The sequence below is a fragment of the Nocardia sp. CC213A genome, assembly GCF_030766805.1.
Lineage (GTDB): Bacteria > Actinomycetota > Actinomycetes > Mycobacteriales > Mycobacteriaceae > Nocardia > Nocardia otitidiscaviarum.
On record NZ_JASFXA010000010.1, the window covers coordinates 59841 to 75110 of the forward strand.

Genomic DNA, 15270 nt, shown 5'->3' on the forward strand with positions numbered 1-15270 from the left:
TATCCCCCCGACACCCGGGGGAGGGGGATTGTCGTCGGAACATGTCGAGCAGGCTGCGGAGCGGGTAGCCGTGTGCCTTCACCACGACCGCCATGCACAGTCCCACGGTGAGCAGCGTCAAGGCGAATGACAGCGGGAAGACCCACAAGAACGTCAGTACGAGATCCCAGCTCACTGGGTAGACCTCCCATCGAAGGGTGAAGCCCCCGGCGCGGTTGCAAGCGTTGCCGGGGGTTTCTGTGAAGTGCAGAAGGGGCGACGGTCTACGCCGCTAAGGTTCGTCCAAGGGCTTGCCTCCCTCCAGGTTTCCCGAGCGTCGGAGTGAGCTTGTTCAGGCTCCATTCGCCTTGCCGGGCGGCAGATCCGGCAACGGTGGCATAGCGCGCCGCGCGTAGGTTTCTTCCGGCGTCACGGTGATCACGTCCACCTGCCGCACCAGCGATCCGGGTACCTGTCCGCCCTCGAAGTGCTCAGGTCCGGGGACGATGACCGCTTCGGCGTCGAGCCGGGTGGCTTGGGCCTTGAGGCGGGCCAGTGGTGGCCGCCCGAATTTCGGGTCGTAGACGATCATGTCGGCGAAGTCGTAGCCGAGACGAGCGGCCAGCTTCCGAATCTGGCTCTCGTCCCAGAACTGGGCCACACCGCTGATATCGGTCCGCAGATACCCGATTGCCGTTGCCTGGTAGCGCATCTCGGTTCCTCGCTGTGCGTCGTCGGCAGCGTGGTAGTACTCCAGATACACCCCCGGATGCCCCTCGGCAGGGTCGTCGTCGTAGGCGTTGATCTCGAGTACGCCGCCGGGGAACTCTCCGAGCCTGCTACGCCTGACCATCCCGCTCCCCTTGGTTCGTAGGTGGGGGCGACCGGAGGCGGGTCGACTGCACCGCCCCCGAGCACCTGACCTTGACGCTAAGGAGCGAGCACTACGGCAGACCACGAGTGTGCCGATGTTTGCCGATATTCGCCGATTCGGACACGCGGCGAGCAAGCTGAGGGGGAGGATGGGGGCAGCGCTTCAGGACGCGCAGAGAGCCAGATAGGGGGCTTTACCATGCATCCGAACCTCACGTTCCTCGGTAAGGGTGGCTCAGGGGACAGGGATTGTCCGAGCCTGTACGCCACAGATCCAGGGTTCTTGGTCGTGGGCTGGCGGACCGGACGTGCCGAAACAGTGGAGATACCGCACCTACTGCTTGGGTTTCTTCCGCATGAGTCGTTTATCAATACGACCCTCAGTGACACCGGGAGGGGAACATTCAGTCTAACGGGTACGCCGGTAACCGATCCCGAAACACTGGACTACTTGAATATGGAGAGCTACGAAACCGCCATAGAAGTTCCTAAGGCGGAGAGGGAATACTTCGGTGCGACTGCTGACTGACGAGCATTTCGACAACCTGTTTAAGCAGTGCGAGCGAGAGGCATTCCATCTCGAAGTTAGAGACTCGTATGCAGTACCGCAGGAGTCCGAGCCGTTCCGGCGATTTCTGGATGGTGAGCCTACGGCTGACTATGGCGAGCGGCCTTGGACTGCACTTGTCCGCTCAATGACTGCAAAAGGGGTCGATTTCAAGAGGGTACGAGTCGTGACGGAGCCGCACAGTGACTATCAGCGCTGGCTACTGTCGATAACGGAGACCAACGTAGACGCCGGGGAGGACATACGATACGTACCACGTCATCATGCAGTGGAAGTTCCTCCGGACGATTGGTGGTTGTTTGATGACAGGATTGTGGCATTCAACTTAGTCGATCAAAATTGGAAGCCTGCCGGTGCGGCTGTGACCACAGATCCTCGAATTATCGAGTACTGCGAGGTGGTGAGAAATAGGCTTTGGAGGCTGGCGATGCCATATCGAGAATACTTGCGGCAGTCGGAAGCGCCTAGCGAACTGTGACTGATTCTGTTCGTCAGGCACGGGAAGCTCTCGGCCAACGACTTCGAGAGTTGCGCCAGAATGCAGGGCTCACTGGACGCCAGCTCGCCAGATTGGCGGGCTGGCATGAGTCTCGAGTGTCGAAAATAGAGTATGGCAAGGTAAGGCCCACTATTGCCGATCTGCGAGCTTACTGTGCTCATTCAGGAGCGCTAGACCAGTTGGCCGATCTCACGGCGACGCTCAACAATATTGAAGCCGCGTACCTGGAATGGCGACGGATTCTTAGCGCTGGCACAAAGCGCGGACAGCAGGAGTCATATCGTCTCGCTCAGCAAACGGAATATATGCGAGCGTATCAGAACACTCTAATTCCTGGATTGCTCCAGACTCCTGGCTACTCGGAAGCCGTCTTGTCGCGGTCTATCAAATTTCATCGGATTCCCGACGATCTAGCCGAGGGCGTAGCCAAGCGCATGGAGCGGCAAAGCATCCTCTATCGCGGTAATCGCCGATTTCACATCATCATCGGAGAACAGGTCCTCTATAACAACGTCGGTGGCAGTGATGTAATGGACGGTCAGCTAGATCGAATATTCGTGGCGACGAGTATACCGAGCCTCTTGCTCGGCATATTGCCACTTCAGGCCGCGCTACCGATGCAGCTGACCAATTTTGTAATGTTCGACAATCGAATGGTTACAGTGGAGTCAATAGCAGCAGAGCTAACGATAACTCAGCCTCGGGAGATAGCCCTTTACAGTCGGACATTCGACACCCTGGCGAGTCAATCCGTTACCGGGGACTCAGCGCGAGCGTTGATCCGTAAAGCGCTTGAAACGCGGTCTACTGGTCTGCGGTGAGACGAGATAGAACCTCTGTGGCCATCTCGATAAGTTCGTCTTGCCGGGCCTGGACGCTAACGAAACCATGCGCGATACCGTCGAGCGCCTGCGCGATCTCGGAAATCTGGGCACGGATGTCTGCGAAGCTCTCTGGCATCTGATCGCGCATGACGCGATCCTACCGGTTTGACCATACTTGGGTATGCCCCAACGGGTTTTCGTGGCTTAGAAACAAAAATAGCCCCGGTTTTCGCCGGGGCTTGTCGCAGTAGTTGGATCACTCCTCGCTCAGATACCGGTAGACCGTCGCTCGGGAGCATCCGAGCATCCGAGCGATGTCCGGGGCGCTAAGCCCCTTAGCCTTCAGATCCCGAGCCTTAGCCGCGTCAGCGTCGTTGACCTTACGGGGACGACCGCCCTTACGGCCGTTAGCCGCTGCTGCGGCAAGCCCTGCCTTGGTTCGTTCGATCATCACGTTCCGCTCCAGTTCGGCGAACGCCATCATGACCGTGAGCATCGCCTTACCCATGGCCCCCTCGGTGGTCAGCCCCTCGGTGACGCTGCGGAAGCCGATCCCGCGTTCTGTCAGTTGCTCGATGAGCTGAAGAACGTGAACCGTGTTACGCCCTAACCGATCCAGCTTCCACACCACCAGAACATCACCCTTACGAAGGTGATCCAGGCACTTATCCAACTCGGGTCGCTGCGCCTTCGCGCCGGACACGCCATGGTCGGTGAAGATCCGCTCGCACCCGGCAGCGCTAAGCGCGTTCAGCTGTAGCTGAGGGTCTTGGTCGGTGGTGCTGACTCGGGCGTATCCGATGAGTGCCACGGTTTCGGTTCCTGTCTCACTATCCCGTCGTTCTGACTGTTTCGAGACTATAGGTTATGAGACGGGTTTTCAAGACAGTTGGAGATCTTGTTTCGCCTGGACCGCCCGCAGTCGGCGGGATGCTCGTCTCAGTCGCAACAATCGAACGTTTACGAGACGCGTTGGGTGCCAACGAAAAGAACCGGGCCACGCGCTACGTGGTCCGGTTCCAGGTGTGAATCTATCAGTGCTGCATGGGTTGTCGGTCAGTCCAGCGTGATCCAGTCACCTACCGCCCGAGGGTCGATGTTGTTGAGGATCAGACCGACGACCGTTCCGGCGCAGGTGCCGCACGAGTGGACCTCGATGCTCTCGAAGTAGTTGTGCTCGTTGCGGATCGCATCGAGCGACTGCCACCGAGCCGAGTGGGTCAACGTGGCCTCCCGTGTATCGCATCGGATGCATGGAGGCGTCGGGCGCTCCACGCACACGCCCGTCTCTACCTTCTTGATGAACGGAGTGCCGTAGGGGAGGCCGCGCTCTAGCGCTGCGCCGTGATCATCGTCGTGCACTAGCCCGAGGGTAGGCGTGTAGACCGAGTGATGTTGGACACTGGATCGAACCGGTACCCCAGGGGGATAACCCTTCCCCCGCTGGTCAGGATCGGGCCGTTATGCGGCTGCCTGGTCATGTACGGGTTTGGAGGTTTATGAGCCTCTCGCGACCCCTCATTGCCGAGCATGGGTCGACCTCATTCGCCCTTGCCCCGACTGAAGAGCGAACCAAGTGCCCGGATTACTGCGGGCCGCTCGCTGGAAGGCACACCCCGCAATGCATAGACAGCGATCACGACCTTGGCGACTGCGGCAGAGATCGAAACAACGGCAGCGGAGAGGGCAAGCAGTCCGGCGGCTGTCATGGCAGGACCTTTCTCGGGCGTAACGAACCAGCCGGACGGGTGTCCGGCTAGCCTCCCGAGTTTCACTTGCCCGTACCCTGCGGGTGCGGCACGTTGCGACGGTAACGCATCACGCAGACAAGGCCAAACCGGTCAGCATCCAAGGTGTTTCGGAGTGTTTGCACCCGTCGAGGCGTCATTGCGCTAGAGGCACGTGCGCCACGGAGGGATGTAAAGCTCGACAGCCGAGTACTCGGCGGTGCTCATCCCGTTCTCGGCCATCGCCGCCAGCAGTAGGCGAGTTCGCAAGCGCAGAGTCATGTTTCGAACCGTGGATCGCATGCGGTGTTCCTCTCCTCGGTCCGGTGCGGCGAATCCGCACCGGCACAGTCGTGGTGTTCACAGCAGTCCGCCCGCCATGACCCGACCGGCCAGCCCGATGACGACCGGCACGATGCCCAGACAGACGAAGGCGGGCAGGAAGCACAGTCCGAGCGGGCCGCTGATCAGCACGCCGGCCCGCTCGGCCCGTGCGGCCGCTGCGTCCTCCACCTCGCCCCGCCGCTGCTGCGCCAACTCGCCGACGGCGACGGCCAGGGAAGCCCCCGAGCGCGCGGACCGGCGCGCCAGCCGGGTCAGGGCCGTCACCGCCGCATCGCACACTCCGGCACCCGCCCGCTCCCAGGCCACCGCCGGATCGGCTCCCAGCGCGAGCAGATCCGCCGCCCGCCGCAAGACCGTGCGCACCGGCTCGGGCGCGCTCACCGCCACCGCATCCGCGGCCGCCGCGGTCGGCAGCCCGGCCCGCAGGCACGCCGCGAACAGATCCAGTGCCGCCGCCACCCCCAGCGGGTCCGGCCGCGCCCGTACCACCGTTCCCCGATCCGGCCGCCGCCGGTCGACCAGCCCACCCAATCGCCGCCGCCCCACATCCCGGCCCGGGAGCAGCACCAAGGCGACGGCTACGAGCAAGAGCGGCGTCGAGTACGCGCTCATGGCAGTGACTTCCGCGCTCATGGCAGTGACTTCCGTGCTCATGGCAGTGACTTCCGTCCAGGGCGGTCTGCGGCGGGGAGGTTCGAAGCCGCGACGAAGCACGGGCCCGCGGGTGGACGGGATGTCTGGTCGGGGCGGAGTTCGCCGACCCCTTCCGGATGGCGCGAGGGAAGCGTGGTCATCGCAGGACCTTTCGGGTGATGGCGTCCGTCCAGAGGAGGCCGGTGCAGGTCAGGGTGGTGCCGAGGGGGAGGAGGAGTTGGCCGGGTGGGGTGGTGAGGAGGATGTGGAGCGGGGCGGCGCCCATCAGGTGGCCCAGGGCCAGGCCCAGGAGGGGCAGGGCGGAGAGGACGGCGGCGGTGGCGTGGGCTCCGGCCAGTGCGGCTCGGGTGCGGGCCTGGAAGCGTTTGCGGCCCAGAAGGTCCGTGCGGGCGGCGGTGAGCAGTTCGGCGAGCGCCAAGCCGTGGGATTCGGCGACCTGCCAGGCATCGGCGACCCGGGAAAGGTCGTGGGCTATGGCGCTGTTCGGTTGGCGGAGGCCGCTGGCGCCGCCGCCGCCGAGGCGGCTGCGGGCCGCGCTCACCGCGAAGGCGCGGCTGGCATCCCCGGCGGTCTCGCGGGCGGCGATCTCGGCGGCGACGCTGGGGTGGGCTCCCACCCGCAGCTCACCGATGATCACCTCCAGGCCGTCGAGCAAGTGGTCGAGTTCGGCGCAATGGCGGCGGGCGCGCAGACGGCGGCGGTGGCGCACCGCGAATGTCATGGCGAACACGGTCGCGGCGAGCATGGTGCCGAAACCGACCAGCCACAGGCTCAGTGGGGTCAGTACCGCGGCTATCCGGATTACCGTCGGCAACAGGACTTTCCGCTTCGTCGTCCGCGGGCCGAACAGGGCCGCGAACCGGCGGCGTGCGGGTGGCGGCGGCACTGTCACAAGGGCGAGCGCCAGGCAGGCGAGCGCTGAGCTCGGATAGGCGAGCATTTCAGGCACCACGGCTCCGATCCGTCGACTTGGACCGGGTCTCCGCCCCAGCGCACCGCCGACCCAGCCGGGCTCTCGTCCGCGCGCCACATCTCCCCCACCTGCACCGCGGATCTCCGTACCGGGAGGGTGGTACCGAATCGGGCGTTGTCGCGGTGCTCATCGTTCGAGGCGTTCGTCGATGAGGCGGGCCAAAACGGGAGCCGCGGGGGCGGGGCGGGTGGTGGCGGTCCAGGCGGGCTCGATGTGGACGGTGCCGGAGGGGGTACGGGTGACGACGCCGATCTCACGGAGGGCACGGGAGCCGTCGAGGCGGCGGTGGACGTGCAGGACGACCTGAATGGCGGCGGCCAGCTGGCTGTGCAGCGCGAGGCGGTCCATACCGCCCAGCGCCGCCAGGGCCTCCAGACGGGCGGGGACCTCGCCGGGCGAGTTTGCGTGCACGGTGCCCGCGCCGCCGTCGTGGCCGGTGTTGAGCGCGGTCAGCAGGTCCACCACCTCCGCGCCGCGAACCTCGCCGACGACGATGCGGTCGGGGCGCATGCGCAGCGCCTGGCGGACCAGGTCGCGAACCGTGACCTCGCCCACCCCTTCGACATTCGGGGTGCGCGCCACCAGCCGGACCACGTGCGGGTGCGGCGGGGCGAGTTCGGCGGCGTCCTCCACGCAGACGATGCGTTCGGCCGCGTCCACCTTGGCGAGCAGTCCGGAGAGCAGCGTGGTCTTACCCGCGCCGGTACCGCCGACCACGAGAAAGGCCAGGCGGGCGCGAATAATGTTCTCCAGCAGGCGTTTCGCATCGGGCGAGACGGCACCGGCAGCAGCCAGGGCATCGAGGCCCTGTGTCGCCGGGCGGAGTATGCGCAGCGACAGGCAGGTGCCGCCGTGGGCGATGGGGGCCAGCACGGCATGCAGCCGCACGCCGAAGGAGTTCGCCACCGCCGCTTCGCTTCCGGCGAGCCGACCGTCCACCCACGGCTGCGCGTCGTCCAGTCGTCGCCCGGCCGACAGCGCCAGTCGCTGCGCCAGCCGCCGCACCGCGGCCTCGTCCGGAAACCGCACCGAGGTCCGCCGCAACCCCTGTCCGCGGTCCACCCACACCGCATCCGGGCCGGTCACCAGCACATCCGCCACCTCGGGGTCGTGCAGCAGCGGCTCCAGCACCCCCGCTCCGGTCAGTTCCGTCTGCAGCAAGCGCAGCGCCCGCAGCAGATCGGTATCGCCGAGCACCCCGCCCGCCTCGGCCCGAACAGCCGCCGCCACCTGCGCCGGATCCGGATCCCCGACCCCGTCCGCCAGCCGCTCCCGCACCCGCTCCAGCAGTTCGGCGGTCACCAGCGCGCTCATCGCCGCCCCGGTTCCGGCATGAGCGGTGTGACAGCAGGCCCGGCCGGGACATCGTGCGGTGCAACAGGATCGACCGCGGTTTCGCGCGGTTTCGGCTGCTGTGTCGCGAAGGCGTGCCGTATCGGCTCGCGGGGCGCTGTGCACCCGGATCGCGGTGGGGCGCCGGTGGAGGTGAGCACACCGAGGACGGCGGTGGCGGCGCGCTGGAGGGGATGGCGGGCGTGCAGGGGCAGGCCGCCGCGTTCCAGCTGGTGGGACAGCGCGGGGAGGGCGCGCATGGTGTGGAGCAGCGGGAGGTCGAGGGCGGTGGCGATGTCGGCGGGGCGCAGGCCGCCGGGGGCCGGCCCGCGAACCAGCAAGGCGAGGTTGGGATTTCGGGTGCGGAGGCGGGCGGTGGTGGGTTCGGCGGCGGCTACCGCGCGGAGCTGGGCGGGGGCGATGAGCACCACCAGGTCGGCCGCGTCGAGAAGTTGGTCGGCGGGTGCGCCGCGTTCGGTGGAGAGGTCGCAGACGAGCAGATCACCCGCGCCGCGCACGGCATCCAGGACGGCGCGCACGGCCGTCGGCGGCGGAGCGGGCGTGGATCCGTCTCTGGTGCAGGCGAGTACGGTGATGCCGCCGATACCGGGCAGTGCCGCGTACAGCGCGTCGGCGGCGACGCGGCCGTGCTCCACGGCGAGGTCGGGCCAGCGCGGCCCTGGTGCCTTCTCGAGGCCGAGCAGCAGATCGAGCCCGCCGCCGAAGGGTGCGGCGTCCAGCAGCAGCGTGCGCGGCCGGAACCGACGCCGCGCCGCCGTGAGTGCGATGGCCGCGGCCAGGGTGGACGCACCGGCCCCGCCGCAGGCTCCGGCCACCGCGACCACCACCCCGCGACCGCCGCCACCGTGAGCATTCGCGGCGAATGCCGCGATCAGCGCCTCGGCCGCGTCGGGTAAGGCCAGCACCTGTTCCGCACCGATGGCGGTGGCGGTCTGCCAGTCGAGCAAACCCGGTTCGCCCTCGGTGACCAACAACACCCCGGGCCGCCGCGGACACCGCGCGGCCGCGCATTCGCGGGCGGCGGCGGCATCGAGGAGGACCACGGACGCCCCCATCCAGTCGTGGCGCCCGACCGGTAGCGCCCGCTCGTCCACGCGCCGATCCGCAGCGGCGGCGATGCGGCGGATCTCGGCGCGCAAGCCCTGCCGGTCGACGAGCATGAGCGCGGGCGCGGCGGCGACAACAGGGTTCATGCTGTTCAGCGTCACGGATGCGGATGACCGACGACAGACCCGCAGCGGCGAGTGTGGATAACACGCGGCCTGTGGAGAACTACGCACCCGCGGGACAGAGGCGAATCGGTCCGGAAATAGAGGACGGCCCCAGCCGGGGGGGGAGGAGGCTGGGGCCGTCGGGGTTCAGCCCCGGGGGGTCGGGCTGAACGCGCCTGGACCATGTCCAGGTAATTGCGATACTACACCCAAGCCCCGCCCGGAATGCAAGTCCGTCGCGCGAGTCGTTTTCCGAACCGGACATGCCGGCTTCCGGCTGGCAAACCCGTCCGGACCGACCGCCCGCCACCCCACCGCCCCGGAAAACCTATTCTGGACGGCGTGACAGCCGAACGCGGACGAGTCGCCGCCTTCTTCGATCTCGACAAGACCGTGATCGCCCGATCCAGCGCCTTCGTGTTCAGCAAGCCGTTCCTGGATCAGGGTCTGCTCAGCCGCCGCGCGGTGCTCGAAAGCAGTTATGCCCATTTCCTGTTCCTGCTCAGCGGCGCCGACCACGACCAGATGGAGCGGATGCGCGCCCATCTCACCAGCATGTGCGCTGGTTGGGACGTCGAGCAGGTGAAGGGCATCGTGGCCGAGACCCTGCACGAGATCGTGGACCCGCTCATCTATGCCGAGGCCGCCGATCTCATTGCCGACCACCGCATCCGCGGCCACGACGTGGTCGTGGTGTCGGCCTCGGGCGAGGAGATCGTCGCTCCGATCGCCGCCGCGCTGGGCGCCGATCATGTGTCGGCCACCCGCATGGTCGTCGAGAACGGTAGGTACACCGGCGAGGTCGAGTTCTACTGCTACGGCGAGGGCAAAGTTCAGGCGATCGAAAAGCTTTCCGCCAGTGAGGGTTATGACCTGTCTCGCTGCTACGCCTACTCCGACTCGGTGACCGATCTGCCCATGCTGGCGGCGGTCGGACACCCGACGGCGGTGAATCCGGACCGGGCACTGCGGCGGGAGGCGCATCAGCGCGGCTGGCCGGTGCTGACCTTCGAGAATCCGGTGTCGCTGTGGTCTCGCATCCCCGCCCCCTCGACCACCACGGTGGCCGCGAGCGTGGCCGTCGGACTCGGCGCGGTGGCCGCCGGGGCGCTGAGTTACCGACTACTGCGCAAGCGGCGCTGAGCTGGCGTGAAACGCCGCGCGACACACCGCTCGAGGAAAGTCTCCGCAGCTCTTGCTGTGAGTGCGGTCACAGAGTAACAATGGTGACAAGGAAGGACGGAAGGCCAAGATCGGATCGGAAGAGAAGGTCCTATCTCCCATCCCACCCTTCCCAGCACGGACACCAGGCACCCACGCGGAGCACGCCGCGACAAGGGCACGAGTGTTGTGGGCCTGCGTTATCCGTGATTCCGTCGATGACGGCCCCGCACACGCTGTAGGGATGAATCGGCGGGGTCCGGAGAGCTCGCCGAGGCCGAATCACACAACCCGATACAGCACGCTTGGTAACCCGGTAGTCCGTGCTAGCGGGCGGTGAGGTCGCAATGGCGACAACGCCGCCCGCTCTGATGTGCAGGGGACTTCCTGGCCTGATATCCAGCGCAGCCTGATATCCAGCGCAGCCCGATATCCAGCGCAGCCCGATACCCAGCGGCGAACTCAGCCGGATGCCGCGTCGGCGATCGAACGGGCTTCGCGGGCGCCATCTTCCAGCGCCCCGGAGTGGAAGATGACCCAGCCGCCCACCGCGTTCGGGGTACCGGTGCCGAACGCGGCCACCGCATCCAGATACGCCTGACGGCGGCGCAACAGGAACACCTCCGGCACGCCGAGGCTGTGCGGATCCAGCCCGCTGGACACCGCGACCAGCCGGGAAGCCGCCCGCGCCACGATGCCGTCGGCGGTGCCGAACGGCCGCAGCGTCAGCAGCTCCCCGTGCACGACGGCCGCGACCACCGGGGCGGGGGCGTTCGTGGTCAACACCGTCTGCGCCAACAGGTCGAGCCGTTCCGCCACTCCCGGCACATCCCGCGGACGCCCCAGCGACTGCTGGTCGGTGACCATATCGGCGGCGGCCAGCAGATGCAGCCGCGCGAGTGCTTGCAGCGGCGCACGCTGCCACACCCCGGCGAGCGTGCGCAGCGCCTCCCCGTCGAGGGCCTGCCCGACCCGCAGCGATCCGGCGAGCACCGGGTCCTCCACCCGCCCGTCGGCCGGAATGTCGATGCTGCCGCCGTCGATGGCCGCCGACGACCGCGCCGCCCGCACCGCCGCCTCGGCCGCCGTGGTCGGCCAGCCACGCCGGTTGGCCCGGTGCCGGTGCACCTCGGCGAGCGCGTCGCGGGCCTTGTCGGCGGCCTCGCGCACGCCGGGCAGGTCGACTAGGGGCTGGAGCGGGTCGGTCACGGGTTACGAGGCTACTGGTCCCGGATGACCGAGCCACCCGCCCCCTCGACGCGCCGCACGTGCCTCGACGACACGACCCGGCTTCGAGTCGCCACACCACGGTGGCCACCCGGCCTCGGCTGGCAATCGACCGGGAACGACATGAGCCCCGATGCCCGAGTTACCAACCCCGTCGGCCGAGGTACCGGCTTCGTGCCAGGTCGGCCCGGCGACCGACCGCCTCACGACACCCCTGAGACAAGCCTCCCGCCACCTTCCCTCCCCGCCACCTTCGCCGGTAGTCGGCCACCATCCCTCACGTGCGGCGCGCCTGCTGATGCCTCGTGCTCAACTCGCCAGCAGGTCCCGCCCCGGGATGGCGTCGAGCAGGCGGCGGGTGTAATCGGATTCCGGATTGTCGAAGACGTCGGTGGTGGCGGCGGCCTCGACCACCCGGCCCCGCCGCATCACCACCACATCGTCGGCGATCTGACGGACCACGGCCAGGTCGTGGGTGATGAACAGGTAGGACAGGCCCAGCTCGGCCTGCAGGTCGTTGAGCAGGGTGAGGATCTGCGCCTGCACCAGCACGTCCAGTGCGGAGACGGCCTCGTCGCAGACCACCACCTCGGGCCGGAGGGCGAGAGCGCGGGCGATGGCCACCCGCTGGCGCTGGCCACCGGAGAGCTCATTGGGGTAGCGCCGCATGACCGAAGCGGGCAGCGAGACCTTGTCGAGCAGGTCGCGGACGGTGTCCTCGCGCTCGGACCGGGTGCCGACACCGTGCACGCGCAGCGGTTCCTCGATGGTGCGGTAGATGGAGTACATGGGGTCCAGCGACCCGTACGGGTCCTGGAACACCGGCTGCACGCGTCGCCGGAAACCCAAGGCCGACTTACCTTTCAGTGCCGCCACCGGAGCACCGTCGAACAGCACCCGCCCGGCGGTCGGGGTCAGCAGCCCCAGCACCATGTGCGCCACGGTCGATTTCCCGGACCCGGATTCGCCGACGATGGCCGTGGTGGTGCCCCGCCGCAGCCGGAAGGAGACATCGTCGACAGCCGTGAAGTCCGTCGACCGCCAAGGTCGCTTGCCGCGGATCCGGAATCTCTTGACGAGGTTCTCGGCGATCACGACATCATCGGGCAGGGTGGCGGTTTCGGCCTCGGCGACTTCCACCGCGTGCTCGCGGACCTCGACGCGCTGGCGCGGCGTCGAGAGTCGTTGCGAGGCCAGCGAAGGTGCGGAGTTCACCAGTTTCTTGGTGTACGCGTGCTGTGGGTCGCGCAGAATCCGCAGTGCCGGACCGGATTCCACCACCCGCCCGCGATACATGACCACCAGGTGTTCGGCGCGTTCGGCGGCTAGGCCGAGGTCGTGGGTGATCAGCAGGACCGCCGTGCCGAGTTCGGCGGTGAGCCCGTCCAGGTGGTCGAGGATCTGCCGTTGCACGGTGACGTCGAGCGCCGAGGTGGGTTCGTCGGCGATGAGCAGTTTCGGCCGGCAGGACAGTCCTATGGCGATGAGGGCGCGCTGGCGCATACCGCCGGAGAATTCGTGCGGGTACTGGTTCATCCGCCGCTCGGCGTCGGACATCCCGGCTTCCTCGAGCAGTTCCATGGCGCGGCGGCGCGCCTCGGCGCCCTTGGCGATGCCGTTGGCCGCCAGGGTTTCCCGCACCTGGAAGCCGATCTTCCAGACCGGGTTCAGGTTGGACATGGGATCCTGGGGCACCAGTCCGATGCCGCGCCCGCGCACGGCGACGATCTCCTGTGCCGACGCCCGGGTGAGGTCCTTGCCGTCGAATCGGATGGACCCCGAGGTCACCTGTCCGGTGCCGGGTAGCAGGTCGATGATGGCGTGTGCCGTGGTGGACTTCCCGGAGCCGGATTCACCGACGATGGCGACGGTCTGCCCCGGGTACACGGTGAGACTCACATCCCGCACGGCGGGCACCCGCTTGCCGTCGGAGGTGAAGCACACAGTGAGATCGCGGATATCCAGCAGTGGCGTGTCATCAGCAGTCACGGCGCTCACCTCTTCCGGGCTTTGGGGTCGAGGGCGTCGCGCACGGCATCGCCCAGCAGGATGAAGCTCAGCACCGTAATGGCCAGCGCCGCAGCGGGATAGAACAGGATGGCGGAGGTGCGCAGATCGTTCTTGGCCTTGGCGATATCGCCGCCCCAGGACACGATGTCGGGTGGCAGGCCGACGCCGAGATAGGACAGCGTCGCCTCGGTGACGATGAAGACGCCCAGCCAGATGGTGGACACCACGATGATCGGCCCGGCCGCGTTGGGCAGCACGTGCCGCAGCAGAATGCCCAGCCGCGACACCCCCAATGCCTGTGCCGCCGTGACATATTCACTGCTCTTGGCCTCGATGACGGCGCCGCGGGCGATGCGCGCGGCCAGCGGCCACGTGAACGAGGCGAGCACCAGGATGACATTCCACATGGTGGTGGGCCGCAGCATCTGCAGCAACACGATGGCGGCGAGCACCATGGGGATGGCGAAGAAGATCTCGGCGATGCGCGACACCACCGAATCGAGCAGCCCGCCGAAGAAGCCGGCCAGCGCCCCGAGCGTGCCGCCGATGAACATGAACAGCGCCGCCGCGCCCAGGCCCACCATGACCGACGCGCGCGCACCGTAGATGGTACGGGCGTACACATCGCATCCCTGTTTGTCGAAACCGAAGGGGTGCCCGGGCCGGGACGGCGCCATGCTGTTGTCGATCACGCATTCGCGCGGGTCCTGATCGCTGAACAGCCCGGGCCACAGCACCACCACGGCGACGATGAGGATGAGCAGCATCGCGACGATGAAGATCGGGTTGCGGCGCAGTCGTCGCCAGGCGTCGGTCCAGATGCTGGTCGGCTCACCGGTTTCCACCACGCGGTCGGTGGCGAGCACCTCCACCTCGTCGGGTGGCGCGACATAGTGCCCCTGTCCGGGCCGGGTACCGGCCTCGGATTCCTTGACGAGGTCAGACATAGCGGATCCTCGGATCGAGTGCGGCGTAGAGCAGGTCGATGAGCAGGTTGGACAGCAGGAAGATCACCACGAGCACGGTCACGAACGACACCACCGTGGGTGGTTCCACGCGGGTGATCGCCTGGTACAGCGTCCCGCCGACGCCCGGAATATTGAAGATGCCCTCGGTGACGATGGCGCCGCCGATGAGCGCGCCCAGATCCGCGCCCAGGAAGGTGACGACCGGGATCATGGAGTTGCGCAGGATGTGGACGGTGACCACCCGCCGTCGTCCCAGCCCCTTGGCGGTGGCGGTGCGCACGTAGTCGGCGGACATGTTCTCGGCCACCGAATTCCGGGTCAGCCGCAGCACATACGCGAACGACAGCGACCCGAGGACGAAGGCGGGCACCAGCAGTTCGGCGAAACTCGCGTCCCCGGTGACGGTGGTCGGGGCGATCCCCCATTTCACGCCGAGCAGGAACTGCGCCACATAGCCGACCACGAAGACCGGCACGGCGATGATGACCAGGCTGGCGACCAGCATGGTGGAGTCGAACAGACGGCCCTTGCGCAGGCCGGCGACGAGTCCGAAGAGAATGCCGAACACGCCTTCGATGAAGACCGCCATGAAGGCGAGTTTGATGGTGATCGGGAAGGCGCGGGCGAGTTCGTCGCTCACCGGCCGCCCGGAGAAAGCGGTACCGAAGTCGAGGGTGAAGATGCCTTTCAGGTAGAGCAGGTATTGCGTGATGAGCGGCTGATCGAGGTGGTATCGGGCGCGCAGCTGAGCTTCGATGGCGGGAGTCAGGGGTTTCTCACCGGCCAGCGCCGCGATCGGGTCGCCGGGGATGAGGAAGACCATCGCGTAGATCAGGAAGGTCGCGCCGAGGAACACCGGGATCATCTGGAGTAGGCGCCGCAGGACATACCAAGCCAT

At 67.1% G+C, this 15270-nt stretch carries 16 protein-coding genes and 1 pseudogene; 5 read left to right on the plus strand and 12 right to left on the minus strand.

Features of this window, described 5'->3' with window-relative positions; translation table 11 throughout:
• Positions 1-331 precede the first annotated feature (331 nt).
• Positions 332-832 (minus strand): hypothetical protein, encoded by a 501-nt coding sequence (locus QJS31_RS19560; RefSeq protein ID WP_306357337.1) that lies wholly within the window; start codon positions 830-832, stop codon positions 332-334.
• A gap of 219 nt (positions 833-1051) precedes the next feature.
• Between QJS31_RS19560 and QJS31_RS19565 the strand changes: the two genes are divergently transcribed.
• From QJS31_RS19565 to QJS31_RS19575, 4 genes and pseudogenes are all read left to right on the plus strand, one after another.
• Positions 1052-1381 carry a hypothetical protein gene (locus QJS31_RS19565; RefSeq protein WP_306357338.1) on the plus strand — a complete coding sequence of 110 codons (330 nt, stop codon included), beginning with the start codon at positions 1052-1054 and terminating at the stop codon, positions 1379-1381.
• Positions 1365-1898, plus strand: a complete 534-nt coding sequence (locus QJS31_RS37395) for a DUF6879 family protein (RefSeq protein WP_372341767.1) — start codon at positions 1365-1367, stop codon at positions 1896-1898. The genes QJS31_RS19565 and QJS31_RS37395 overlap by 17 nt, the downstream gene beginning before the upstream one ends.
• Positions 1895-2092 (plus strand): annotated as a pseudogene (locus tag QJS31_RS19570) (helix-turn-helix domain-containing protein); the annotation flags it as partial. The gene QJS31_RS37395 and the pseudogene QJS31_RS19570, both read left to right, overlap by 4 nt.
• A gap of 6 nt (positions 2093-2098) precedes the next feature.
• Positions 2099-2740, plus strand: a complete 642-nt coding sequence (locus tag QJS31_RS19575; protein WP_306357449.1) for a DUF5753 domain-containing protein — start codon at positions 2099-2101, stop codon at positions 2738-2740.
• Here the strand turns inward: QJS31_RS19575 and QJS31_RS19580 are convergent.
• The 7 genes from QJS31_RS19580 to ssd form a co-directional block, all read right to left on the minus strand.
• Positions 2724-2891: a hypothetical protein gene (locus tag QJS31_RS19580; RefSeq protein ID WP_306357339.1), complete on the minus strand. Its 168-nt coding sequence runs from the start codon at positions 2889-2891 to the stop codon at positions 2724-2726. The two genes, QJS31_RS19575 and QJS31_RS19580, sit on opposite strands and share 17 nt — an antisense overlap.
• 108 nt (positions 2892-2999) lie before the next feature.
• Positions 3000-3554: a recombinase family protein gene (locus QJS31_RS19585; protein ID WP_306357340.1), complete on the minus strand. Its 555-nt coding sequence runs from the start codon at positions 3552-3554 to the stop codon at positions 3000-3002.
• Between the two features lie 245 nt (positions 3555-3799).
• Positions 3800-4105 (minus strand): hypothetical protein, encoded by a 306-nt coding sequence (locus QJS31_RS19590; protein ID WP_306357341.1) that lies wholly within the window; start codon positions 4103-4105, stop codon positions 3800-3802.
• A gap of 725 nt (positions 4106-4830) precedes the next feature.
• The gene (locus QJS31_RS19595; RefSeq protein ID WP_306357342.1) at positions 4831-5448 is read right to left on the minus strand and encodes a type II secretion system F family protein; all 618 of its coding nucleotides are present in this window, start codon (positions 5446-5448) and stop codon (positions 4831-4833) included.
• Between the two features lie 157 nt (positions 5449-5605).
• Positions 5606-6283 carry a hypothetical protein gene (locus QJS31_RS19600; RefSeq protein WP_306357343.1) on the minus strand — a complete coding sequence of 226 codons (678 nt, stop codon included), beginning with the start codon at positions 6281-6283 and terminating at the stop codon, positions 5606-5608.
• A gap of 285 nt (positions 6284-6568) precedes the next feature.
• A complete protein-coding gene (locus tag QJS31_RS19605; protein WP_282784021.1) occupies positions 6569-7756 on the minus strand; it encodes a TadA family conjugal transfer-associated ATPase in 1188 nt (395 codons plus the stop codon).
• Positions 7753-8988, minus strand: coding sequence for a septum site-determining protein Ssd (ssd, locus tag QJS31_RS19610; RefSeq protein ID WP_306357344.1), 1236 nt, complete (start codon positions 8986-8988; stop codon positions 7753-7755). Before ssd ends, QJS31_RS19605 begins: the two co-directional genes overlap by 4 nt.
• A 243-nt stretch (positions 8989-9231) precedes the next feature.
• Here ssd and QJS31_RS19615 point away from each other — a divergent pair, with 243 nt between their 5' ends.
• A complete protein-coding gene (locus QJS31_RS19615; RefSeq protein ID WP_372341791.1) occupies positions 9232-10149 on the plus strand; it encodes an HAD family hydrolase in 918 nt (305 codons plus the stop codon).
• A 480-nt stretch (positions 10150-10629) separates the two neighbouring features.
• On the opposite strand, the gene QJS31_RS19620 is transcribed toward QJS31_RS19615, so the two are convergent.
• The 4 genes from QJS31_RS19620 to QJS31_RS19635 form a co-directional block, all read right to left on the minus strand.
• Entirely contained in the window at positions 10630-11376 is a 747-nt protein-coding gene (locus QJS31_RS19620; RefSeq protein ID WP_282784014.1) for an oxidoreductase, read from the minus strand.
• Between the two features lie 327 nt (positions 11377-11703).
• Positions 11704-13383, minus strand: coding sequence for an ABC transporter ATP-binding protein (locus tag QJS31_RS19625; protein WP_306357345.1), 1680 nt, complete (start codon positions 13381-13383; stop codon positions 11704-11706).
• A 5-nt stretch (positions 13384-13388) separates the two neighbouring features.
• Complete coding sequence (locus QJS31_RS19630; RefSeq protein ID WP_282784010.1) at positions 13389-14351, minus strand: ABC transporter permease; 963 nt, start codon at positions 14349-14351, stop codon at positions 13389-13391.
• A complete protein-coding gene (locus tag QJS31_RS19635; RefSeq protein ID WP_029925088.1) occupies positions 14344-15270 on the minus strand; it encodes an ABC transporter permease in 927 nt (308 codons plus the stop codon). The genes QJS31_RS19630 and QJS31_RS19635 overlap by 8 nt, the downstream gene beginning before the upstream one ends.